Raw genomic sequence first — 22,841 nt, 5'->3', positions numbered from 1 at the left:
TCGGAGCTTTCCGGCAGCCAACGGGGCTGTTTTCAGGAATTGGGTTTATCACCATACCAACGTGGTGTGTACACCCACTCGCCGCCACCCGCGCGCGGGAACACACAGGTGGTGGATGAACCGATCAGCACCATGGTGCGCATGTCCACCTGCTCGGGCGTCAGTTGCCCCAAGGTAGTGACGCGCAGCGTCTGGCCTGGACGACCGATGTCACGGCCCAGCACCACCGGCGTCTGCGGCGTGCGATGCAGCGCGACGATCTCCAGGGCGCGTCCCAGTTGCCAAGGCCGCGACCTGGAGATCGGGTTGTAGAACGCCAAGGCCAGGTCGGCCTGGGAAGCCAGGTCCAGGCGTTTTTCGATGATCGACCAGGGCTTGAGATTATCCGACAGCGACATCACACAGAAGTCATGCCCCAGCGGCGCGCCCGCCTGGGCGGCGGTGGCCAGCGAAGCGGAAACCCCCGGCAGGATTTCCAGGTCGACCTGATGCCAGGCCGGCTCGCTGGACTCGTGCAGCGCCTCGATCACCGCCGCGGCCATGGCGAATACACCCGGGTCACCAGAGGACACCACCACCACCGAGCGGCCTTGCGCGGCTAGCTCGAAGGCGTGGCGGGCGCGCTGCATTTCTTCGCGGTTGTCGGTGCAGTGTTGCACTTGATCGTCCCGGAACGGCCCGGCCATGCGCACATAGGTTTCATACCCCAGCACATCGGTGCAACGCGCCAGTTCCGCCTTCACCGCCGGCACCATCAGTTCAGCGGCACCGGGGCCCAGGCCGATCACCGCCAGACGCCCACGCGGGCGCCCAACCTGTGACAGGTCCAAGGGCCGCTCGGCCACGGTAATACTGATGTCCGCAACGGGACTCAGCGCGGCAAAGCGCAGCGGTACACCCAAGGCCGACGCGGCTTCATGCAAGGACGCGTCAGCCATCTGCAGGTCGCTGGCCAGCAGGCAGGCCAGGGATTGCACGGCCACGCCCGCCTCCTGCAACGCCGTGCGCACACGCTCGGCCAACTGCGCACCCGGCCGGCAGGTGACGTAGACGTTCTGCGGGTAAATCAGCAGTTCATTGGCTGCCGGTGTACGCTCGGCACTGCCCACATGAATTGCCAGGCGCGCCTGTTGATCCTGCGGCAGATTAGCGTCCTCCAGCCATGGCGCCGCCCCTTCGATGCGCACGCTTTCGCCGGCCAGAAGGTCAGAGACAAAGCGTTTGCCCAACTCAATGTCGGCCAGTCGATAGCCCGCCGGCGGGTTGAGCAGGCAGGTGCCAAAACGCAACTCGCCGCTGGTGGTGATTGCCGCGGATACGTCCAGTGCCGCGGCGATATCCCGCGCCATCACATTCACACCGCCCAGGCCACCGAGCAACGGCACCACGGCGCTGCCGTCTTCGGCCACGGCCAGCACGGCGGGCTCCTCGCCCTTTTCCAGCAGCAACGGCGCCAGGGTGCGAATCACAATGCCCGCGGCGCACAGGGCAATCAGTGGTGTGCCCTGCTGATAGAACTGACGCAAGGTCGCGCCGAACTCGCTGTAGGTGCGGTCTGCGCCCTCAACCCGAGCGGCCAGCCCGTGGATCAACGCGCCGGGGTAAACCTGCTGGATCTTGCGTGCCGTGGCCAAACTGCCCTGGCCCAGAATTACAATCGCCGGGGTCATCAACCTTGCCACCTTTCACCGGGCACGATGATCAGTGAGAAATACGGCGACGACATCGGCTCCACCTGATCCAGCGGCACGATCTTCTGGTTGGCCATGGTCGCGCGCTCCACATACAACGCACGCTCGGCCAGGCCCAGCTCTTCCAGCACCTGGCGCACCTTCGGGAAGTTGCGCCCCAGCTTCATGATCACTGCGGCATCGGCATCCGCCAGGCGGCGCTTGAGGTCCTCATGGGGCAATACGCCCGAGAGCACCGACAAACTCTGGTTGCGATACACCAACGGCGCGCCGAGTACCGAGGCGCCACCGAGCATCGAGCACACGCCTGGAATCACCTGGGCCTCGTAGCGCTCGGCCAGGCGGTCATGCAGGTACATGTAGGAGCCGTAGAAGAACGGGTCACCTTCGCAGATCACCGCCACGTCGCGGCCCGCGTCCAGGTGAGCGGCCACGTCGAGGCTGGCATTGTCGTAGAAGTCGCTGATCACCTGCTCGTAGGACAGCGGCGCCGGCAGCACTTCGGTGGTCACCGGGTACACCAGCGGCATCAGGGTCTGTTGCGGCACCAGGTGGTCTTCGATGATGCCGAAGGCGTTGCCCTTCTTGCCCTTGGCCACGAAGTACGCCACCACCGGCGATTCACGCAGCAGGCGCAAGGCCTTGAGGGTGATCAGTTCCGGGTCGCCGGGGCCTACCCCCAGGCCGATCAAACGTCCGCGTGCCTGCATTATTCGACCTCCGTGGCGAGCGCATTGACTGCCGCGGCGGCCATGGCACTGCCGCCCAAGCGCCCCTGCATGATCACGAACGGGACGCCACGGCTATCTGCCGCCAGCATCGCCTTGGATTCGGCGGCACCGACGAAGCCCACGGGAAAACCCAGGATCAACGCCGGTTTCGGCGCGCCGGCGTCGAGCATTTCCAACAGATAGAACAACGCGGTCGGCGCGTTGCCGATCACCACCACACTGCCCTCCAGGTGCGGGCGCCACAGTTCAAGGGCGGCGGCGGAACGGGTATTGCCCAGCTCCCGCGCCAGCTCCGGCACGCTGTCGTCGCGCAAGGTGCAGATCACCTGGTTATTGGCTGGCAGGCGTGCGCGGGTCACGCCTTCGGACACCATCCGCGCATCGCACAGAATCGGCGCGCCAGCGGCCAACGCGTCACGCCCGGCCTTGCCAGCACCTTCGGAGAATTGCAGGCCGTCGATGGCCTCGACCATGCCGCACGCATGAATCACCCGCACCGCGAGTTTTTCCAGATCAGCCGGGATGCGGTCCAGGTTGGCTTCCGCGCGAATAATGGCAAAGGAGTTGCGATAGATCTCCTGACCGTCGCGGATGTAATCAATCATCGGTGTTGCTCCGTGGACGAGCGCGCAACAGGGCGCCCGCCGCTTCAATGGAAAGGGTGCGCGCGTGCAGCCGGCCAAAACCAGGCTGGGCTGCATCGCGAAAATAGAGGTCGTAGTGGCCGGGGCTTACCGCCAACATGGTGACGGGCGCGGTGTGCGCGGCAGCGCAGGAGCGCGGGCAGCCGGACAGATGCACCTCGACGCCCGGTTGCAGAGCGGCCAGTTGCACAGCGTCGGCCTTGGTGTCGGCCAGGCCTTTTGCGCAGCCGCTGGAACCGGTGCAGGCAACCATGCGCGCCAGCGGGTGGTCGAGCGAGCAGATAAAGCCCAGTTGCGCCAGGCGCTCGGTCACGGCGTGAGGCTTTTCGACGTTGGGCACCAGCACGCCCTGCCAGGGGGTGAAGCGCAAGGTGCCGTCCCCATAGTCACTGGCCAGTTGTGCGGCGCCCTTGAGCATCTTCGGGTCCAGGCGGCCCAGGGGCGCGAGGGCGGCGACGTAGAACTGATTCTTTTGCACTTGTGGATAAGTGCCCACCTTTAGCGACGCGTCGCTGGCCGGGCGTGTGAAGCCGTCGACTGGCAGCAACGGCAAGCGCAAATGGCCCAGCACGTTATCCACAGGCAAATGGCGCATGCGCGTTTGCTCTGGGGTGGCGAGGTCCAGAAAGGCTTCCAGCACAGCCACTACCAACTCAAGGCCTTGGCCCAATGGCACGGCGGCCAGGGGCGCATCCAGGCCCGGACAGCCGGCCAGGCCAAACGCGAACAGGGTTTCGCCATGGCGTACGAAGGCCGACAACCACAGGTCGTGGTGATGTTCGAGCATCGCCAGGTCCTCGCCACCATCGAGTTGCACCGCGAACTTGGCCGACAGTTCATGGAAACGCGGACGGTTCTCCAGGGTGGCGAGGATCTGCGCGGCCAGCGGGCAGGTGTCGAACAGCATCTGCGGGTCGATGCCGGCGCTGGGGCTGAGCATCAGGTTGCGCACGTCGTCACCGCCCGCGTTGCTGGGCCCCAGGCCCGCCGCCAGCAGCCGGGCGATCAACGCCTCCTGCTCGGCGCCGATGCCGCGGATCTGCAGGTTGGCGCGGTTGGTCGCCTCGATCACCCCACCCGCGTACGTCTGGGCCGCGTCCGCCACAGCATGGGCCTGGGCGGCGGTGATCACGCCGCCTGCCAATTTGATCCGGCAAATGCCGCCGTCCAACGCCTGGACAATACGCAGCAACCCCGGACAAGCCGAGGGGCGCAAGGTATTCACAGCGGGCGTTGGGTTCACGGGGCTACCGGTTGACGGGTAAAGGCGCGGTATTATGCCTGCTTTGTCCGGCGGCATGAAAAGCCTGCCCGTCGGATGTCGCTCAAGGAGTTGATATGTCGCCCTGGCTGACGGTTGTAGGCATCGGTGAAGACGGCTTCAAGGGTCTGGGCAGGAATGCTCGGCATGCCTTGCTGCGCGCCACGCGGATTATAGGTGCTCAGCGCCAGTTGGACCTGCTGCCCCAGTGTATTGGTGGCGAGCGCCAGCTGTGGCCGAGCCCGTTTTCACTGGAGCCGGTGTTGTCGCGGAGTGGGGAGCCTGTGTGCGTATTGGCCAGTGGCGACCCGATGTTCTATGGCGTCGGCGCCAGCCTGGCCCGGCAAGTGGCGGCTGAGGAGTTGTCGATTTTGCCCGCGCCCTCGTCGGTATCCCTGGCGGCGGCGCGCTTGGGCTGGCCGTTGCAGGAGGTGGTGACATTGTCAGTGGTGGCGCGGCCATTGGCGGCAATCAACGCGCATTTGGCCAGTGGCGTGCGCTTGTTGGTATTGAGCAATGACGGCAGCAGTCCCGCCTTGATTGCTGCGTTGTTAGCCGAGCGCGGTTTTGGCCCCAGCCGGATAAGTGTGTTTGAACACCTGGGCGGCACGGCTGAGCGGCGTATCGATGGGCACACGCAAGCGTGGGAGCACATTACGGTTGCCGATTTGAACCTGGTCGCCATCGACTGCCTGGCGGATACGAACGCACCGCGTCTGTCGCGTCTTGCAGGTTTGCCCGACTGGGCCTTCAAACACGACGGCCAACTGACCAAGCGCGATGTGCGCGCCATGACCCTCGCCCGCCTCGCACCGATGCCCGGCGAACTGCTGTGGGACGTGGGCGCGGGCAGCGGCTCCATCGGTATTGAATGGATGCGCACCCATCCCAGCTGTCGCGCCTTGGCGATCGAAGCCGACATCGGCCGCCAGGGCCTGATCGAACACAACCGCGACGCCCTCGGCGTGCCCGGCCTGCAATTGATTCGCGGCAAGGCGCCGGAGGCGTTAACCGGCCTGGAAACGCCGGACGCCATCTTTATCGGCGGCGGCGTCACCCGCGACGGCGTGCTCGACACCTGCTGGCAACACCTGCGCCCCGGTGGTCGGCTAGTTGCCAATGCCGTGACCCTGCAAAGCGAAATGACCTTGATGAACTGGCGCGCCGAGCATGGCGGCGAACTGACCCGCATCCATGTGGCCCAGGCGCAGCCCTTGGGCGAGTTCGATACCTGGCGCCAGGCGCTGCCGATCACGTTGCTGGAAGTGATCAAACCGTTATGAAAAGGATTCTTTTACTGGGCGGCGTCACGGAAGCGCTGGCCATCGCCCGCACCTTGGGGCCGGAACACATCTACAGCCTGGCCGGCGTGGGCCGCGTACCCACCGACCTCACCTGCCAGGTGCGGGTCGGGGGCTACGGCGGTAGTGAAGGCCTGGCACAGTTTGTACGTAACGAACGCATCAGCCTGATCCTCGATGCCACGCACCCGTATGCGGCGCAGATCAGCCGCAACGCGGCCGAGGCTGCAAGGGAATCCGGCGTACCTTGCTGGGCATTGCGACGCCCGGCGTGGCAGCCACAGCCGGGGGATGATTGGCGAGAGGTCGCCGACTGGGCCGAACTGGTCGAAGCGCTCAAACCCTTCAAACGCCCTCTGTTCACCTTGGGGCGCGAACCCTTGCAGCACCTCGACGAAATCCCCGCCGAGCAGTTCTGGACCTTGCGCGCGCTGGATGTGTACCCGGGCAACAAGCGCTGTGAAGTGATCGGCGCACGCGGGCCGTTCCTCATCGAGGACGAGCGGGCGTTGTTCGAAGAACGGCGGATTGATGTGCTGATCAGCAAGAACAGCGGCAGCACCGCCACCGAGCCGAAGCTGGAAGTGGCGCGTGAGCGGGGGGTGCCGGTGTTGGTGTTGAAGCGGCCGGTGTTGGCTGCGGTGGATCGAGAATTTACGGCAGTGCCAGCGTTGCTACAGGCAATCACCCTTTTCTAAACACCACCTATCCAATGTGGGAGCGGGCTTGCTCGCGAAGGCAGTGGGTCGGCCAAAACAGCCAGCGACTGTCACACCGCTTTCGCGAGCAAGCCCGCTCCCACATTTGTACTGTGTTGCTAGCGGCTTGCGGCGGTCCCCAGCCCGACACCACTGTGCACCCGATCAGCCAGCAACTGCGCCAGCTCGATCAACTGTGCAACACCCAGCAACTCCTCTCGTTTAGGGCCTTCCAGATCAAAGGCCAGGTCGCAACTCAGCGCATTGGCCGAGGCGAGTGTTTCGCTGAGGTTGACCAACAGATCTTCAGTGCTGATTCCATCGGCCACGGTAAATAGCCGGATGGGGGGATTTGGGGTGTGCTTGATCATTGTGAAGTTCCTTAATCTAAGTGGAGCCGCCACTGATCGCCGCGATGCGATGGGAGTGGCAGCTGTGCGCAGGTTCGCGGACCGGAGATCAAGGAAACCGGCATACCCGAAGGTATCCCGCGCACAGCCACCATAACGCCGCACAGTAGACGATAAAAAAGCGTCAACTGAAAGGAGGCAATGCTTGATCAGTCCGGGCCGCGACGCCCGACCGCTGCGTTTGCAGCGGTGTAAGGAGACTAGAGATCGAGTGTCCTAGGGGCAACCTCAAAGCCTTGTAAGACGTTTCTGTTTTTCCCAATACCTAGCCGAACGGACAGTTGTTCGGCTTTGCGCCTGCCAGCACCATCTTTCTTGCGCCATTTGCGCGCCATCCCCTTTGCATAAGTCAGTGCCACGACTGTGTTTGGGCCCTCCTGTGCGGATAATAAAAAGGACGAAACATGAAAGACACCGCTACTGAAAGCCAACCATCAACTCGCCCAATCAAAGCCATCTACGACTATGCGACGCTCGGCTCGAGAACACGTATGGGCGGAGAAATTATCACTGCAAGCACCAGCCTCGAGATCCATGACTTGCGCATCGCGTGCGTCGGCGACCGAGTGCGCTACCCCGATGGCAAAGAGAGCGAAATTGTCTCGGGAGCAGGTTTCGCAGCCACCTACAAAGGTCTGCCCATCGCCATTGTCGGCAGCGCTACCGACAACGGCGACACCGTGACGAGCAGCCTGCAAAACCTGGCTCAGGTGGTGGAGTACGCGGACGGCGAGGGTATTCCTGGCCTTCTAAAGCCTGGATATCGCGTGGAGAGCCAGATGTGAGGCGCTACAACATCACCACCGGTTCAACCACCACGGTGGGTGGCAAGGTAACCAGCGGTTGTGAGGGCACCAGTTTCAACGGCGAAATGATCTCGAGGGAGGGTGACCGGGTCGCTTGTCCGGCTTGCGGCACTGAAGGCTTCATCGCGCTTACCGGCCCTCATTTGCACGAAGAGTGGAACGGCAAGCAAGCGGCACTGGAGGGTGATCTGTGCATCTGCAAATGCGATCCGCCGCCGGAGTTGATTGCCAATCAGAGTTCCAAATCTCAGGAGTTCGGTCCCCAACCTCAACGTGTCACCCCGATTGTAATGAGGCCGACTGCATCCGCCTCGCCCCCTGCGAATTATGCCGCGCCCGTTGCGTCGAATCGTGCCGCTGATGCCTGCGTTTTCGCCAAGTCCTGCGTTTCGGTACCGGCCGGTTCTACAGCTGCGGGCACCGCTCCGGAAAACGCCAAAAACTTCGGTACCACCGCCCTCATGGCTTCAACCGGTAGCACGGGCGCCGTCGGCAGGGTAGCCGGCACACTCGGCAGCGACCTCGGTGCCTGGGCTGTACGAGGCTTGGCCGGCACCAGCTCCGCCCTCAACCTCGTGCTGCTGGCATTCTGGCCACGGGATATCGGTGACTCAACGCTGTACACCCCGGAGCAGTTGGAGGGGATGCGTTTGGCCAGCACGCGAGTGCGTTTCCAGTTTCGCCAGGATGAGTCCGGTGAACTGCGTGTTTATGGCCTACATACCCAACCTGGCAGTGGCGCTGACCGTGTGCCGGTTGCACAAGCCCGGTGGAATGTGGACAAAAGCGCGATGGTGGCGGTGCTGGATGGCATCAGCATCACATGGACGCCGAACCATGGGCCGGTTGTCAGCGTGCCGAGCCCGTATCCCGGAACACCGGAACGCTTGGATAACGTGTTTGTTCATCCGATTGCGGTGGGGCAAGATTCGGCGATCAGTCACTATCCAGGGCGGGATGCAGAAAACATCACCTGGCAGGATACGATCATTTCGTTTCCGGCTGATTCGGGTGTGCCGCCGTTGTATTTGGTGTTTGCCAAGCCGGCGGTCAGGCCGTTGGAGGTTGATATTTATGGTGCGTTCAGTGGACGACTGCGCAACGGGTTGCACGTGGATCACATACCCTCGCAGGCAGCGATAAGACGTCATCTCGAACGCTATGCAATAAGCTTTACAGAGAAGCAGCTCAAGGAAGCGTTAAATAATGCTGCGAGCATTGCTATTCCGTCTTACATCCATCAAAAGTTTAGTGAGACTTACGGTTGGCGAAACACGGAGAAAAAGCAGACGTTAGACGCCGACGATCTTCGTCAGGCGGCAGACAGCAATTTTGATGCTATCAAGCCATACCTCCTGGATCATGGCTTCGCTGAGTCTGATCTCGAGATGGCACGCACCCGAATGCATAAGGTCAACGAAAACCAGGGGTGGTACTAGGATGGAAGCAGTAAACATTGATCGCTTGGTAAAACGCTTGGGACGCACCTACGATGATTTTGTTGCCGAGGGCTTACTTCGTGCCGGGTCAATAAAACCATTATTTGAAAACGGTCAAAACTCCCATTTCATTCATAAACCAGAGCCAGGCGTTGAGCTTTGGTTTTGGGCCGAAACCATGAGATTGGAGCGAATCGTTTTTTGCCTGATTTCACTGGCACAAGGCGAGCCCAAGTATTCCGGTGAACTGCCTGTACCCCTCACCCTCTCAATGAACCAAGACAGCATCCGAAAAACGCTTGGAATGCCACACGAGTCCAAAGGGCCAGTGAAATTACCGTTACCGATTGGAGCTTCAGGTGGATGGGATTCCTATCGACTCAGCTTGGAAACCCACTCAAACGCAAGGATTGCCGTGCAATATTTATCCGATAAAACCGTATGTGGTTTAGCGTTCACTTTGGTTGATATGGGCCGCGATTGAACGCGTTAACAGAAAAAGGAGTGACCCATGACTCAATTTAAAGATTTCGATATAGCCGAGCATCTGACGACCCCTGAGGACATGGCGGAGTATCTCGAAGCTTCTTTCGAGGAGGACGCCGGTGACGGATTGCTGATTCGCTCAGCGCTTAACAATATCGCGCGCGCCCAAGGCATGACCCAAGTAGCCCGTGATGCCGGCCTGGGACGCGAAAGTCTGTACAAAGCCCTCTCCAGCACGGGCAATCCCGAATTCGCGACTATCATGAAAGTCGTGAAAGCTCTGGGCCTCAAGCTCCACGCCACGGCCGTCTGAACCACTGCGACACCAAACCACACCCGCCCTTTTTACTTATCCCCCCCGATCAGGCTAAATACCCGCCTGATCGTTTAACCCTACGGATTATCCGCCATGGCCCGTCAACGCTTTGCAATTGCCTGGATCGCCTGCCTTGCAGTGCTGTTCAATGCGTTTGCCATGCCGTTGGCCAGTGCGATGCAGCAGGCTGATGACCCGGTCAAGCGTCTGATCTGGGGCGGGTTCTGTTCGTCCAATGGCGCGAGCCTCAAGGCCATTGCCCTGGGCAAGCTGGAAGTTCCCGCACCGCCGGACGATCACTCGGCTATGCAGCACTGCTGGTGTTGCTCAGGCTCGGCGCCGTTGGTGGCGCTGCCGGGGCATGTGCCGCAGCTGTATGTGACGCGCTTCAAAGCGGCGCAGAACCTGCCACCGCGCTTATTGCGCAATCCCACCCCGCGCCAGCAATGGCCAAGCCTTAACCCCCGCGCCTCTCCGACGGTCTGAGTTTTTTCGCAAGTGAACTGCGTTTAGAACCGTTCTGGAGAACTGCCATGCTTAAATCTTCCCTGCTTCTGGCTGCGTTGCTGCTGCCGGTGTTCAGTGCTGCCAATGCCGAGGACTACAAGGCCGGTGACCTGTTGGTGAGCGATCCCTGGTCTCAGGAACTGCCACCGAATGCGCCGACCGTCGCGGCGTACTTTGTGATTCATAACACCGGGGCTACCCCGGATCGCCTGCTCGGCGTTGAAACCAGCGTCGCCGAGAAAGCCGAGTTGCATGAGCATGTGATGCAAGGCGACCTGATGAAGATGCAACAAGTGCCCAGCGTTGCCGTACCGGCCAAGGGTGAGCTGACCTTCGCGCCGATGGCCTATCACGTCATGCTGCTGGGCCTCAAAGACCGCAGCCTGCTGGCCGACGGCAAGCAATTCCCGCTGACCCTGACCTTCGAAAAAGCCGGCAAGGTCGAGGTGCAAGTGTCGGTACACAAAGCGCCACCGACAGCTGGCCACGAGCATATGCACGCTCAGTAAGCCCACCTCGATGGGCGCCCCTAGCGCCAGGCTGTCTCCCCACTACCGCCTGAAGCGCGGCAGTTGGATCAGCCTGTTCGCCATGCTGATGATTTTTATCGGTCCGCTGATTTCCCAAGCGATGCCGATGGATCATCACGCCAGCATGTCCATGACCATGGACATGCCCAACTGCCATGGTGAACCTGCGCAGCACAACAAAGCCCCCGACGAACATCATGTTCTCTGGGAAAAATGCGGCTATTGCAGCCTGCTGTTCAGTTGCCCGGCCCTGCCCGGCAGCGTCTCCTACATAATCCTCGGCACCCCACCGCCGGCCAACACCCTCACCCCCGCCACGCGCCTGGGCCATGCCCGGCAGAGCATCTTCCCCGGCGCCCGCAGCCGCGCGCCGCCCATCGTTTCGTAAGCCCTTCACCGCGTTACTTCACCCCGGCCGACTTTAGACAGACAGCCGTAGGCTGCTGGCCGTGTTGTTTACGATTGATTGATGGAATTTGTCATGTCCAGGTTTTCTGCTGACACCCGTTTGGGAAGTACTGCCCTGCTCACCGCCTTATGCGGCGCACTAATGGCTACCCACGCTCACGCCGACGAGCATGAGCTGAGCCCCACCGTCATCACCGCTATCGCCCCCAGCTCGCCGCTGACCGTGATCACCAACCCGAAGGACCCGCGCCAGCCGGTGCCCGCCAGCGATGGCGGCGACTACCTCAAGACCATCCCCGGCTTCGCCCTGGTGCGCAACGGCGGCACCAATGGCGACCCGGTGCTGCGCGGCATGTTCGGCTCGCGCCTGAATATCCTCACCAACGGCGGCATGATGCTCGGCGCCTGTCCTGGGCGGATGGATGCCCCCACCTCCTACATCTCGCCGGAGACCTACGACAAGCTCACCGTGATCAAAGGCCCGCAAACCGTGCTTTGGGGCCCGGGTGCGTCAGCGGGCACCATCCTGTTCGACCGTGAGCCGGAGCAGTTCGGCGAGCTGGGCACGCGGGTCAACGCCAGCGTATTGGCCGGCTCCAACGGGCGTTTCGACAAGGTCATCGATGCCGCTGCCGGTGGGCCATTGGGCTACGTGCGCGTGATCGGCAACCAGGCCCATGCCGACGACTACAAGGACGGCAAAAACGACACCGTCGCCTCGCGCTATGACAAGTGGAACGGTGACGTGGCTGTGGGCTTCACGCCCGACGCCGACACCCTGCTGGAACTCACCGCTGGCCGTGGTGATGGCGAGGCGCGCTACGCCGGGCGCGGCATGGACGGCTCGCAGTTCCTGCGCGAAAGCCTGGGGCTGCGTTTCGAAAAGTCCAACATCGGCGAGGTGCTGGACAAGGTCGAGGCCCAGGTCTACTACAACTACGCCGACCATGTGATGGACAACTACAGCCTGCGCGTCCCTTCGGGCACTGGCATGATGGCGGGGCCCATGGCGTCCAACGTCGACCGTCGCACCCTCGGCGCACGCATCAAGGCGACCTGGCGCTGGGCCGATGTGCAATTGATCAGCGGCCTGGATGCACAGACCAATGAACACCGTGCGCGCAGCAGCATGGGCATCGACACCTACAAGGACCTGCCGCGCAACAAGGACGCCAACTTCCACAATTACGGCGTATTTGGCGAACTGACCTGGTACGCCGCCGACAACGATCGCCTGATCACCGGCGCCCGCCTGGACCGCGCCTCGGCCAAGGATTTCCGTCAACGCACGGGCTCGGGAATGATGTCGCGTCCGAACCCGACCGCCGGCGATACCCGCGCCGATACGTTGCCCTCGGGCTTTGTGCGCTACGAGCACGACCTGGCGGACACGCCTACTACCGTCTATGCGGGCCTGGGTCACGCTGAACGCTTCCCGGATTACTGGGAACTGTTCTCCCCCAACACCGGTGCGGGCGGCTCGGTCAATGCGTTCGACGGCGTGAAGCCCGAGAAGACCACCCAGCTGGATGTCGGCGCGCAATACAAAACCGCCGACCTTGAAGCCTGGGCCTCGGGTTATATCGGCCAGGTGCGCGACTTCATCCTGTTTGACTATAGGCCCGGCAGGATGGGCACCACCTCCCAGGCGCGCAATGTGGACGCGCGCATCATGGGCGGTGAACTGGGCGCGGCGTACAAGCTGACCCGCAACTGGAAAGCCGACGCCAGCCTCGCCTATGCCTGGGGCAAGAACAGCAGCGACGGCAAGGCCCTGCCACAAATGCCACCGCTGGATGCACGCCTGGGCCTGACCTACAGCGAAGACGATTGGAGCGCTGGGGCCTTGTGGCGCGTGGTCGCGGCGCAACACCGCATCGACCCCAACAAAGGCAACGTGGTCGGCAAGGACTACGACAAGAGTGGCGGCTTTGGCGTGTTCTCGCTGAACGCGGCGTACCGCATCAATAAGAACTTCAAGGTCAGCACCGGGGTCGACAATTTGTTTGGCAAGGCTTACGCCGAGCATCTGAATCTGGCCGGTAACGCAGGCTTCGGTTACCCGGCGAACGACCCGCAAGCCATCAAGGAGCCGGGGCGTACGCTCTGGACCAAGGTGGACATGAGCTTCTAAACAGAGCCCTGTAGGAGCGAGCTTGCTCGCGAAAAACGTCAACGATAACGCAGCGTTTCTGGTTTACCGCGGCGCTTTCGGTTTTTTTGCGGGCAAGCCCGCTCCTACAGTTCTTGGCGTTCACAACCGGAATCGATAACAAGCCTTGCGGAGCCCCTGATGAGTACTCAAAAAATCTCCTTCTACAACCTGGCCTGGCGCTGGCACTTCTACGCCGGGCTCTTCGTCGCCCCCTTCATGGTGCTGCTGGCCCTCACCGGCATTATCTACCTGTTCAAACCCCAGCTCGACCCGCTGATGTACGGCAACCTGCTCAAGGTGTCCGCCGCGGAACACGCACTGACTGCCGATGAGCAACTGCAGCGCGCCCAGGCCGCCTACCCCCAGGCCGCCATCAGCAAATACCTGCCGCCTGCCGATGCCACCAGCAGCGCGCAATTCGTGCTGCACAACGATGGCCGCGAAGTGACGGTGTTCGTCGACCCGTATCGCGGCACCCTACTCGGCGAACAGGACGCGAAGTACAACCTGCAGGCCATCGCCCGTGCGCTGCACGGTGAACTGATGATCGGCACCACGGGGGATCGCCTGATAGAACTCGCCGCCGGTTGGGCCGTGATGCTGGTGGTGTCCGGCCTGTACCTGTGGTGGCCGCGCGGCAAGTCATCGGCAGGCGTTCTGTGGCCTCGCTTCAATACCCGTGGCCGGGTGCTCTGGCGTGACCTGCACGCTGTCGCCGGGTTCTGGGGCGCGGCGTTCCTGTTGGTAATGCTGCTCAGCGGCATGACCTGGACCGGCTTCTGGGGCAAGCAATACGCCGACCTGTGGAACACCTTCCCGGCGGCGATGTGGAACAACGTGCCGCAGTCCGACCAGCAGGCCCGTGTGCTCAATACGGCCACCCAGCAAACCGTGCCCTGGGCCCTGGAAAACACACCGATGCCAATGTCCGGCGACCACGCCGAGCACATGAACCACGGTGCGATGCAGGCAGGCCCGGCCGCACCCACCGTGCGCCTGCAGCAGGTGGTCGACCTGGCGAACGCGCGCAAGGTCGAGCCCGGCTACAGCATTACCTTCCCCACCACCGCCACCGGTGTGTTCACCGTCGCCGTGTTCGCCAACGACCCGCGCAACGACGCCACCCTGCACGTGGACCAGTACACCGGCAAGGTCCTCGCCGATGTGCGCTGGCAACACTACAACACCGTCGCACGTGCCACCGAGACCGGCGTGATGCTGCACGAGGGCAAGATGTTCGGCTGGGTCAACCAGCTGATCGTTCTGGTGATCTGCCTGATGATCCTGCTCAGCGCAGTAAGTGGCGTGGTGATCTGGTGGAAGCGCCGGCCACAAGGTGGGCTGGGGGTTCCACCGTTGCGTCATGACCTGCCGAAGTGGAAAACCGCAATGGTCATCATGCTCGGGCTGGCGCTCGCCTTTCCGCTGGTGGGAGCCTCGCTGATTCTGGTCGGGCTGCTGGATGGGGCATGGTCCTTCTGGCGTGGCAATAGGGCAACGCAATCGCAAGGTTGATCATTAGAGCAGGCGTGCTTGTGATTCAAGGCATCTCAAGCACGCCCGACAGCAACCGTGCTATCTGGCCGGGTGTTGCTTATCGGCTTGTCGCGCAAGCACCGAGGTCAGAGTTCATCCTTATCCCGCGAGTACCAGAACTCCTCGACTTGCGGCGCAGCCTGTACCTCGCTGACTTTCCAACCATCGCCCAGCAGGCCCTCACGCATCCAGAAGGCGTCGGCGACCACAACCGACAGACTGCCGTGCGCGCTCAACTGGCGGGCCAGCACGCTGGGGTCCGGCGCGGCCCCTGGCCCGAGCAAGGTGCTTTCAGCGGCCGTGAAGGAGGGCACGTACTTGAGCAGCGCACCGCCCCGGCAGGCCAGGTAAAGGCTCTTGGCGTCAGGGGTATTGCTTTTGATCACGGCAAGGTAGGCGCTCAGATCATCCTTGGCAGCAAAGTTGGCCAACAGTTGCGTGTCGACCCCCTCATGGCTGGTGGTCGATGGTATGGCTTTGTAAAACGCCTGGACGGCGGCAATTTTATAGCGACTCAGCGCATGATCACGCGGCAGATCAAACCCGGCGTGATCCTTCCAGAACAACAGTTCCAATGTGCTTTGCGTACCCGTGCCACGATCCTCCACCGGATCGAGCGCCACATAGCCCGGGGTTTGTTCAGGCGTCAGCAGAGCGCCCAGGTATTGCTTGCTTTCAAACGGAGCCAGCAGGCCTTGGGCATAGCGGGCCGCATCATCGGGGTACAGAAACAGCGGCCCGCAGAACGAATGAAAGTGCGGGTTATCCGCAAATTCATGGGCTTGCCTGCCGGGTACCCATTGCGCGGTGACCCGCTCACTGCGTCCCCACACCTGGCTGGTAGATGTGATGTAAAGCCCGCCCGCTGCAGCCAGGCGGCGCACATAGTCACGCACCTTGAGCGTGCCTTCGAGCAATTGCGCGCGGTCCAGATGTGCCCGGCTCGTCCAGTTGTACAGGGGCGATGTCCTGGGGAAAGAATAGGAGAGCAACGCACCATCGCGGCATAACAGGTACAACGGCAGAATGCCGCCGTTGCGTGGGCTGGTAATGAAGCTCAATGCATCAGCAATGCAGGAAGGCGGGAAAAAGTTGTGCGCCATTTCATCACTGTCCGGGGCGATGGGGACATTGCTGGCACTCAGATAAAAACCTTCGAGCACATAGCCCTGGGGCAACACGCCATTGATAAATATTTGTCGCAGATCGGAAAAGTTTCTCCTGACCAGGGGCAGCGTCGCCATGTACAGCGGTTTTTTCAGCGATTTGAGCACATAACCGAAGGCCACCTCGGCTCCCGTCGTCGACAAACGCTGGACGTACCGAACAGCATCCAGCGCTCGGCTAAAGATCGGGCTGCAGGGCGAGTCGGCAAATACTTCGCGGATAAAATTGTCGGCCGGTTCCGGTACATTGGCCAGAAACTCCAACGTTATGGGCCTGGACGGTCCCCATAACGCGTCACCCTTCACTACCCGCAAGGTGCCCGCTTTCGCCACTTGCGTCACAAAGTCCTGCGGCGAGAGCACACCGCTGCGCATCGCCTGCTCGACGCTATTGTCACTGTAATCGCCCTTGACCGCATTCAAGGGGGCCAAACGCTCCTTGAGCTGCTCTTCCTCGGCGGAGTCCGACAGGGCATAACTGAGAACCGAGCCATTGAGGCCAAACACGTATTCCAACTTGATATGCGCCTCACGGTGCAGCAGATTCGAGAGCACGCCGCTGGGTAGCATGGTTTTGTAAATGGCCCTCTGGGTGGCTGCCAGCAACAGCGGTACCTCCTCGTCCACCACAGACCGATAGCGCGCAACAATCGTGCTGCCGCCCGGATACAGCCCCACCTCGACCGCCTTGTCCGGGTAAATCCAGTGCAACGCAAAGCCTTGCGGCGGCAATGCCAGAGGTTCAGTCGCGGCGAACAAGCCATTGACCAGCTTGAGGATCACCCCGCCATAAGCGCGACGATAGCCGTTGTGCATCAACGCTGCGGCGTGGCGGGCGGCTTCATCGGGGTCGGCGAAGGCGGGGCTCAGGCGCCGGGGCATCAAGGTGGCGTAACCGGTCCAGGTCGGGCCGACAAAGCCTGGTTTATCCCAGCATTGGCTGGTACTCACCACACTCAGCTTGCCCTTGAGCGACCAGTCCCGAACGAAATCCTTGGGAGCCTTCAAACCGCTGTTCAGTTGCTCCTGCTCCTGGATCAACAACCTGTCGGTCGGCCCTCCTGGCTTAACATCCATCGCAAAGGGCACGTAGCGCAGCAGCGCGCCATCAAGGGTGGAAAAGTAAAGCGGCATATCGGTCACGCCGCTGCGCCTGGCTTCTGCGAGCGCAATGAACAACACATCCGGGGTAACGAAAAATTGCGTCAACCAGGCGGTGGAGGTGTTCAAGCCTGCTGGGGACCATTGCTGCGAGCGGAACAGCCCGTGCAGGATAAAGCCATCAGGCAGCCGGTACTCGCGCTCGGCCGCCAGCTCATACAGGCTGTTGAGCTTGAAGAGCTGATCGCGATAGGTAGCACCCGCCACCTCACTTGCGATGTATTGCGCCTTATCCCTGTGCTTGAGAATAACCGCAAAGCAGGCCTGCTCATCGAAGTTGCGCCCATGCACCCGTGCATGCAGGTTACGGGCAGCCTCATCGGCAGTCCCGAACACCGCCCCGTGGGTCGCGTAGTCCAGCGGGCCGGATCTGGGCGCATAGCTGTAACGAGGCGTCCAGTCGTTGTAGACCACCGAGCGCGGCCCCCACAGAGGGTTGCCTTGGATAATTTTGAACTCTCCCGCCTCGGCCAGTCGCCTGACCCAATCAGCCGGTTTGACCTGGCCGTTATCGAGACGGTTCTGGAGGCTGTTGTCTCCAGCCAGAGGGCCGATATTGGCCAGCAGCACCTGTTCGTGGGAAGACTTGTTCGGGGTGTACTCCAACAGGCAATTGGCGGCAGCAGAAAGATAAGCCACGCGCCCGGCCGGGATGATCGAGTGCATTTCATCGGGTGAAAACGCTTGCTGGTTGATCAACGACTCATCCAGAGTCCAACCGCGCCGCTGCAGTGGCGCCGGGTCTACCGTGGACAGTTCGGGATGGGAGCCATAACGCCCGACCAGCACATAGGGTTCCGGCGGAATCAGCGGCCCGCGGTTGTCGAGAGGAAAAAACAACGTGAAGGCAAACGGGTTGGCTGCACTGCGCATGGGTTCGGTGATGACAAAACGACCATCCTCACCCTTGAGTACGTAGCCGCCATAATAGCGATCGCGACGATTGCCGATACGCTCATGGGCATACACCGCCGCATCCCGCGCCGAGATAAACGGCTGGCTCAATACCGCCTTGTATAACGGACTGAGCAGCTCCGTGCGGTTTTCCAGCAGGCCCACATTGCGCCACAGGCCGCCGGCCTGGACCACCGTCAGATCGGTCGCCGCGATCACCCTGCGCACATAGTCACGCGGGCTCAGCGTACCGGCAACCATGGCCGCCTGAGCGCCGTTGTCGTCCAGCTCACCGGTGCCGGTCTGCCTGACCAATGGCGTATCCGCCGTGGCCTCGGGCACCTGAAACTTGAGCAGGGCGGCATCCGAGGCCTGCATGTACAGGGACAGTCCTCGGCTGCGCTCCTGGATATCCAGGGTCGCCCGGGCCTGGCGAGTCGCCGCCACAATCTGCGCCGGGGTGAAAAACGTGCTGGCCAGCCAGGTTTCCTTGGCCGTGACATCGCCGTTCTCATACCAACTGCTGAAGTAAATGGCTTCAAGGCGATACTGAGAGGGCAAACGCACTTTGCCGTCTGGGCGTTTGGGAAATACATCCGCCGCAGAGAACAGCGGCTCACGTTTGGCTTGCGCCAACGTCGCCACGTACGCATCTTCACGGGTGTGCTTGAGTACAAAACCTACCCGGCCGCTTTCGTCCGCAGTGCCGTGAGGCAGCAGCCCACGTAATACGGCAAGGTCCGGGCTTGGGAATACCTGGGTGAAAAAGGGTTGTTGCTCGACGCTGGTGGCGGGTGTGCGTAACCGCCATTGCTTGGTGATACGCCCGCGAACGCCGCCCCATACAGGGTGCGCAATCAACACCCACAGCTCGCCGGCCTCGGCCAACCTGCGGACCGGAAACTCAAAGTCAGGGCTGGTCTCCCCCGGCTCGCCACGGATTATTTGCGCCAGTTTGCTTTCAATCGCCGACCCGCTGCTGACATATTTGAGCAGTACATCGTCAGGCCCGGAGAAATAATGAGTCTTGGCAAACGCTCGGTTCTGGATGCTGAAGAGTTGATCGAAATCGGAATAAAAGTTGTTGAACAGCAGCACTTGATCCGCCGTAAAGGACGGAAAATGGCTCTGGATTTGTGCAGCGTCGGCAGGATGGGAGTGATAGAACGCTTCGGCAGCATAGCCATCGGGGGCGATGAAATGCCCTTCACTGTCTCTGGCCAACAAGCGCTTGTGATCGAAACTGTTACGCAGATCCGGTATGGGCGTCGTGGCATGGTAATAATTGCCCCGCTTGAGAATGACTCCGCCATATTCAACTTCGCGACGCCGGCCGATCCGCTCATGCGCCCAACGGGCCGCATCGTCGGCGGTGATAAAGGCCGGGCTCAACGTCGGCAGGGTAATGCTCGCAAAGGGGCGCCAGTCAGCACCCACCGTGCCGGTCTTGTCCCACACTTTGCTGCCCTTGCCCAACTGACTGGCCGTGATTACATCCAAACGGCCCGCCACTGCCAGGCGCAGCACAAAATCACTCGGTTTAAGGCTGCCATCGATCAAGGCCGAGTCGATCGCGTTATCTATAATCTTCCCATCTGGCTCGACCCGATACAGCTCGGCTTCGGCCGCAGAAAAGGAGCAGGTATAGCGCAACAGCGCGCCATCTTCGGCCCCCAGGAATATCGACAACCCGGCTTGCTTGAGCAAATCAGGTACCAACCGGCCGTGATAAAGGTGCTGGGCCAGTTCCGGCGGCGAGAAGAAATTGCGGTACAACCACGGCTGTCTGGTCTTCGCCAGTGCCGCGTAGCCGCCCTTGCCCAGGTAAACGGCGTTCAGATGAAAGTGCGCGGGCAGGCGATGCTTGCCGTCCGCATCCGTGGGAAATGCCGCTTGCACGGACAACTGATCGCCAACCGAGCCCGACGGCTCAGTCACCACGTACTGGTGTTTGTCGTCATGCTTGAGCACAAACACTTGCTGGATCGCGCCCGGCTTGGCTACCAGGCGCGCCTGGGCGTGTTTGATCGCGCCAGTGAGATTGGCTTGCACCGGCCCGCAAGGCGGCAGCTCGCGTTGTTTGGGCACAAAGGGTGAGTAGGGTTTCCAGTTCGCGGGTACCTCGCCGGTAGACCCTCCCCAGAGGGCGTTGGAAACAACGATCGACAGCCGGCTGACGCTGGCGACCTTCTTGAAGAGATTCTCCACCACGCCGTCATAGCCATCGGGTTTGCCGAACGGTTCTTTGTTCTTTATCCACAAAGCGAAACGTCGCTCTGCATCCGAACGGGTAAGAACGTGTTTGAACAACGCACCGTCAGCGCCGGATACATAGAAGGCACTGAAAAACTCCGGGTTCAGGATGTTGCCCATCAGGTCGTCAAAGGAATAAAAACTGTTCAGTGCTTTGATCTGTCGGTCGGAGAGCTCCGGATTGTTGCTCTTGTACTGGGTGAAAAAATCCGGGTGTGAGTGATATTCCGCCACACACCGATAGCCGTCGGGATGAAGTAGCTGCTTATTACTGTCCTCGTTCAGAACCGTGCCAACATCAAAAAAATTCTCACCGCCCTCAATCGGCTCGGTCGGATAAAAAAGTTCATCGGCCAGGCTCTGCATAATCACCCCACCGTACTCCTGATCCCGTCTGTCACCCACCTGCTCATGGGCGTAACGGGCTGCATCGTCCATGCTGACAAACCCCGGCCCAACCGGGGGTAACTCCACCGCTGGCTTGGGGTCTGCCCCAAACCAGCCACGCTTGAATCTCTCCATTTCATCACCGCTATGTGCATATACCGCGGCGCCAGGAATTGGCAACCGCCGCACTCATAGTCGGCAGTAACGGGCGATTGGAGGTGCCAAATAGGTATGCCAACGGGAACACCCTCGCGTACGGCACAGTACGGCTCATTCTCGACAACAGGGCGGCCATCCGGGCGGCCTCCACGTGCCTGAGCGGGAGCCCCACGCAGGAACATCACCGCGCGCCGCTTGCGCTGCATATTGCTTCTACGCCCCTTTTTGAGGCGCGCCGCGCACCCGCCGCCTTTTGCGGCGCCAAGCTGGTGCGCATGGCCGTGCAGCAGCCCCGGCAACCCCATTCAAACCTGCTGTTGGCACCGCAGGCACAGCCTTTGCAAAGCCCTGCGTATCTACCCATAAAAACTATCGGTTTACGGAGATCGCACCATGCAGCGTCGCAGCTTGATCAAGGCTTTCACTTTGTCGGCATCCATTGCAGCCATGGGGTTGACCTGGACCGTCCAGGCCGCCGAGACCATCAAGGTCGGCATCTTGCACTCGTTGTCCGGCACCATGGCGATCTCCGAAACCTCGCTCAAAGACATGGCCTTGATGACCATCGACGAGATCAACGCCAAAGGCGGAGTGAACGGCAAGATGCTCGAACCGGTGGTGGTGGACCCGGCGTCCAACTGGCCGCTGTTCGCCGAGAAAGGCCGGCAACTGCTGACCCAGGACAAGGTCGCCGTGGTATTCGGCTGCTGGACCTCGGTGTCGCGTAAATCGGTATTGCCGGTGTTTGAAGAACTCAACGGCTTGCTGTTCTACCCGGTGCAGTACGAAGGTGAAGAGATGTCGCCCAACGTGTTCTACACCGGCGCGGCGCCGAACCAGCAGGCGATCCCGGCGGTGGAATACCTGATGAGCGAAGAAGGCGGCAGCGCCAAACGCTTCTTCCTGCTCGGCACCGACTACGTGTACCCGCGCACCACCAACAAGATCCTGCGCTCGTTCCTGCACTCCAAAGGCGTGGCGGATAAAGACATCGAAGAGGTCTACACCCCGTTCGGCCACGCCGATTACCAGACCATCGTCGCCAACATCAAGAAGTTCTCCGCCGGTGGCAAGACGGCGGTGGTCTCCACCGTGAATGGCGACTCCAACGTGCCGTTCTACAAGGAACTGGCCAACCAGGGCCTGAAAGCCACCGACGTACCGGTGGTGGCGTTCTCGGTGGGTGAAGAAGAACTGCGCGGCATCGACACCAAGCCGTTGGTGGGCAACCTCGCGGCCTGGAACTACTTCCAGTCGGTGGAGAACCCGGTGAACCAGAAGTTCGTGGCCGACTGGAAAGCCTACGCCAAGAAACACAACCTGCCGGGCGCCGACAAAGCCGTGACCAACGACCCGATGGAAGCCACCTATGTGGGCATCCATATGTGGGCGCAGGCGGCGGAGAAAGCCAAGTCCACCGACGTCGACAAAGTGCGTGAAGCCCTGGGCGGCCAGACCTTCGCCGCACCGTCAGGCTTCACCCTGACCATGGACAAGACCAACCACCACCTGCACAAGCCGGTGATGATCGGTGAGATCCAGGCCGACGGGCAGTTCTCGGTGGTGTGGCAGACCCAAGCGCCGATTCGTGCGCAACCGTGGAGCCCCTACATTCCGGGCAATGACAAAAAGCCGGACTATGCCGTGAAGAGCAACTAAAGCCCCCCACAGATCAAATGTGGGAGCGGGCTTGCTCGCGAATGCGATGGATCAGCAAAAAATGTTTTGACTGACATACCGCATTCGCGAGCAAGCCCGCTCCCACAGTTTGACCGCGCATGATCAGGACATTTTGCTATGCCCACTGCCCTCCACCGCCTCATCCTCGCCCTGCTGCTGTTGCTGTTGCTGCCCCTGGCCGCACACGCCAGCGACGCCGAAGACTTCCTCAACGCCAATCCG

Annotated in this window: 18 protein-coding genes; 12 read left to right on the top strand and 6 right to left on the bottom strand. The window is 61.4% G+C overall.

Translation table 11 applies throughout. The features are described from left to right. Positions 1 to 32: 32 nt before the first annotated feature. Genes cobJ through cobG form a run of 4 tightly spaced genes read right to left on the bottom strand, consistent with a single transcriptional unit; the run spans position 33 to position 4,366 of the window. The gene (gene cobJ / locus BUE92_RS16470) at positions 33 to 1,670 is read right to left on the bottom strand and encodes a precorrin-3B C(17)-methyltransferase (protein ID WP_073524970.1); all 1,638 of its coding nucleotides are present in this window, start codon (positions 1,668 to 1,670) and stop codon (positions 33 to 35) included. Continuing rightward, positions 1,670 to 2,401, bottom strand: a complete 732-nt coding sequence (locus tag BUE92_RS16465) for a precorrin-2 C(20)-methyltransferase (RefSeq protein WP_073524969.1) — start codon at positions 2,399 to 2,401, stop codon at positions 1,670 to 1,672. Before BUE92_RS16465 ends, cobJ begins: the two co-directional genes overlap by 1 nt. After that, complete coding sequence (locus BUE92_RS16460; protein ID WP_073524968.1) at positions 2,401 to 3,027, bottom strand: precorrin-8X methylmutase; 627 nt, start codon at positions 3,025 to 3,027, stop codon at positions 2,401 to 2,403. Before BUE92_RS16460 ends, BUE92_RS16465 begins: the two co-directional genes overlap by 1 nt. Further along, positions 3,020 to 4,366, bottom strand: a complete 1,347-nt coding sequence (cobG, locus tag BUE92_RS16455; protein WP_073524967.1) for a precorrin-3B synthase — start codon at positions 4,364 to 4,366, stop codon at positions 3,020 to 3,022. The genes BUE92_RS16460 and cobG overlap by 8 nt, the downstream gene beginning before the upstream one ends. A 38-nt stretch (positions 4,367 to 4,404) precedes the next feature. Here cobG and cbiE point away from each other — a divergent pair, with 38 nt between their 5' ends. Next, positions 4,405 to 5,610 (top strand): precorrin-6y C5,15-methyltransferase (decarboxylating) subunit CbiE, encoded by a 1,206-nt coding sequence (gene cbiE / locus BUE92_RS16450; protein WP_073524966.1) that lies wholly within the window; start codon positions 4,405 to 4,407, stop codon positions 5,608 to 5,610. After that, positions 5,607 to 6,326, top strand: a complete 720-nt coding sequence (locus tag BUE92_RS16445) for a cobalt-precorrin-6A reductase (RefSeq protein ID WP_073524963.1) — start codon at positions 5,607 to 5,609, stop codon at positions 6,324 to 6,326. The genes cbiE and BUE92_RS16445 overlap by 4 nt, the downstream gene beginning before the upstream one ends. Before the next feature lie 119 nt (positions 6,327 to 6,445). Here BUE92_RS16445 and BUE92_RS16440 read toward each other — a convergent pair whose 3' ends face one another. Then, positions 6,446 to 6,697 carry a DUF6124 family protein gene (locus BUE92_RS16440; protein WP_073524962.1) on the bottom strand — a complete coding sequence of 84 codons (252 nt, stop codon included), beginning with the start codon at positions 6,695 to 6,697 and terminating at the stop codon, positions 6,446 to 6,448. A gap of 443 nt (positions 6,698 to 7,140) precedes the next feature. Here BUE92_RS16440 and BUE92_RS16435 point away from each other — a divergent pair, with 443 nt between their 5' ends. The 9 genes from BUE92_RS16435 to BUE92_RS16395 all read left to right on the top strand — a co-directional run bounded on the left by BUE92_RS16435 (position 7,141) and on the right by BUE92_RS16395 (position 14,898). Then, complete coding sequence (locus BUE92_RS16435; protein ID WP_073524961.1) at positions 7,141 to 7,521, top strand: PAAR domain-containing protein; 381 nt, start codon at positions 7,141 to 7,143, stop codon at positions 7,519 to 7,521. Further along, positions 7,518 to 8,981, top strand: coding sequence for an S-type pyocin domain-containing protein (locus BUE92_RS16430; RefSeq protein ID WP_073524960.1), 1,464 nt, complete (start codon positions 7,518 to 7,520; stop codon positions 8,979 to 8,981). Before BUE92_RS16435 ends, BUE92_RS16430 begins: the two co-directional genes overlap by 4 nt. 1 nt (position 8,982) lies before the next feature. Then, a complete protein-coding gene (locus tag BUE92_RS16425; RefSeq protein ID WP_073524959.1) occupies positions 8,983 to 9,465 on the top strand; it encodes a DUF6392 family protein in 483 nt (160 codons plus the stop codon). Positions 9,466 to 9,492: 27 nt separating this feature from the next. Then, positions 9,493 to 9,780 (top strand): addiction module antidote protein, encoded by a 288-nt coding sequence (locus tag BUE92_RS16420; protein ID WP_073524958.1) that lies wholly within the window; start codon positions 9,493 to 9,495, stop codon positions 9,778 to 9,780. A gap of 96 nt (positions 9,781 to 9,876) precedes the next feature. Then, positions 9,877 to 10,269: a DUF2946 domain-containing protein gene (locus tag BUE92_RS16415; protein ID WP_073524957.1), complete on the top strand. Its 393-nt coding sequence runs from the start codon at positions 9,877 to 9,879 to the stop codon at positions 10,267 to 10,269. A gap of 47 nt (positions 10,270 to 10,316) precedes the next feature. After that, positions 10,317 to 10,799: a copper chaperone PCu(A)C gene (locus tag BUE92_RS16410; protein WP_073524956.1), complete on the top strand. Its 483-nt coding sequence runs from the start codon at positions 10,317 to 10,319 to the stop codon at positions 10,797 to 10,799. Between the two features lie 10 nt (positions 10,800 to 10,809). Then, on the top strand, positions 10,810 to 11,208 hold the full coding sequence (locus tag BUE92_RS16405; RefSeq protein WP_073524954.1) for a DUF2946 domain-containing protein: 399 nt from the start codon (positions 10,810 to 10,812) through the stop codon (positions 11,206 to 11,208). 93 nt (positions 11,209 to 11,301) lie between these two features. Continuing rightward, positions 11,302 to 13,362, top strand: coding sequence for a TonB-dependent copper receptor (locus BUE92_RS16400; RefSeq protein ID WP_073524953.1), 2,061 nt, complete (start codon positions 11,302 to 11,304; stop codon positions 13,360 to 13,362). Between the two features lie 159 nt (positions 13,363 to 13,521). Continuing rightward, complete coding sequence (locus BUE92_RS16395) at positions 13,522 to 14,898, top strand: PepSY-associated TM helix domain-containing protein (RefSeq protein WP_073524952.1); 1,377 nt, start codon at positions 13,522 to 13,524, stop codon at positions 14,896 to 14,898. A gap of 107 nt (positions 14,899 to 15,005) precedes the next feature. Here BUE92_RS16395 and BUE92_RS16390 read toward each other — a convergent pair whose 3' ends face one another. Then, entirely contained in the window at positions 15,006 to 20,915 is a 5,910-nt protein-coding gene (locus tag BUE92_RS16390) for a DUF4329 domain-containing protein (protein WP_073524951.1), read from the bottom strand. A gap of 417 nt (positions 20,916 to 21,332) precedes the next feature. Between BUE92_RS16390 and urtA the strand changes: the two genes are divergently transcribed. Then, a complete protein-coding gene (gene urtA, locus BUE92_RS16385) occupies positions 21,333 to 22,598 on the top strand; it encodes an urea ABC transporter substrate-binding protein (RefSeq protein WP_073524950.1) in 1,266 nt (421 codons plus the stop codon). Positions 22,599 to 22,841: the final 243 nt, after the last annotated feature.

The sequence above is a fragment of the Pseudomonas fluorescens genome (assembly GCF_001902145.1).
GTDB classification, from domain to species: domain Bacteria; phylum Pseudomonadota; class Gammaproteobacteria; order Pseudomonadales; family Pseudomonadaceae; genus Aquipseudomonas; species Aquipseudomonas fluorescens_BV.
This window is presented reverse-complemented; position numbering and strand designations above follow the sequence as displayed.

What these genes read in the sequence shown, in the direction of transcription:
- cobJ (WP_073524970.1), bottom strand. Translation starts at nt 1,670, where the DNA reads ATGACCCCGGCGATTGTAATTCTGGGCCAGGGCAGTTTGGCCACGGCA.
- BUE92_RS16465 (WP_073524969.1), bottom strand. Translation starts at nt 2,401, where the DNA reads ATGCAGGCACGCGGACGTTTGATCGGCCTGGGGGTAGGCCCCGGCGAC.
- BUE92_RS16460 (WP_073524968.1), bottom strand. Translation starts at nt 3,027, where the DNA reads ATGATTGATTACATCCGCGACGGTCAGGAGATCTATCGCAACTCCTTT.
- cobG (WP_073524967.1), bottom strand. Translation starts at nt 4,366, where the DNA reads ATGCCGCCGGACAAAGCAGGCATAATACCGCGCCTTTACCCGTCAACC.
- cbiE (WP_073524966.1), top strand. Translation starts at nt 4,405, where the DNA reads ATGTCGCCCTGGCTGACGGTTGTAGGCATCGGTGAAGACGGCTTCAAG.
- BUE92_RS16445 (WP_073524963.1), top strand. Translation starts at nt 5,607, where the DNA reads ATGAAAAGGATTCTTTTACTGGGCGGCGTCACGGAAGCGCTGGCCATC.
- BUE92_RS16440 (WP_073524962.1), bottom strand. Translation starts at nt 6,697, where the DNA reads ATGATCAAGCACACCCCAAATCCCCCCATCCGGCTATTTACCGTGGCC.
- BUE92_RS16435 (WP_073524961.1), top strand. Translation starts at nt 7,141, where the DNA reads ATGAAAGACACCGCTACTGAAAGCCAACCATCAACTCGCCCAATCAAA.
- BUE92_RS16425 (WP_073524959.1), top strand. Translation starts at nt 8,983, where the DNA reads ATGGAAGCAGTAAACATTGATCGCTTGGTAAAACGCTTGGGACGCACC.
- BUE92_RS16420 (WP_073524958.1), top strand. Translation starts at nt 9,493, where the DNA reads ATGACTCAATTTAAAGATTTCGATATAGCCGAGCATCTGACGACCCCT.
- BUE92_RS16415 (WP_073524957.1), top strand. Translation starts at nt 9,877, where the DNA reads ATGGCCCGTCAACGCTTTGCAATTGCCTGGATCGCCTGCCTTGCAGTG.
- BUE92_RS16410 (WP_073524956.1), top strand. Translation starts at nt 10,317, where the DNA reads ATGCTTAAATCTTCCCTGCTTCTGGCTGCGTTGCTGCTGCCGGTGTTC.
- BUE92_RS16405 (WP_073524954.1), top strand. Translation starts at nt 10,810, where the DNA reads ATGGGCGCCCCTAGCGCCAGGCTGTCTCCCCACTACCGCCTGAAGCGC.
- BUE92_RS16400 (WP_073524953.1), top strand. Translation starts at nt 11,302, where the DNA reads ATGTCCAGGTTTTCTGCTGACACCCGTTTGGGAAGTACTGCCCTGCTC.
- BUE92_RS16395 (WP_073524952.1), top strand. Translation starts at nt 13,522, where the DNA reads ATGAGTACTCAAAAAATCTCCTTCTACAACCTGGCCTGGCGCTGGCAC.
- BUE92_RS16390 (WP_073524951.1), bottom strand. Translation starts at nt 20,915, where the DNA reads ATGGAGAGATTCAAGCGTGGCTGGTTTGGGGCAGACCCCAAGCCAGCG.
- urtA (WP_073524950.1), top strand. Translation starts at nt 21,333, where the DNA reads ATGCAGCGTCGCAGCTTGATCAAGGCTTTCACTTTGTCGGCATCCATT.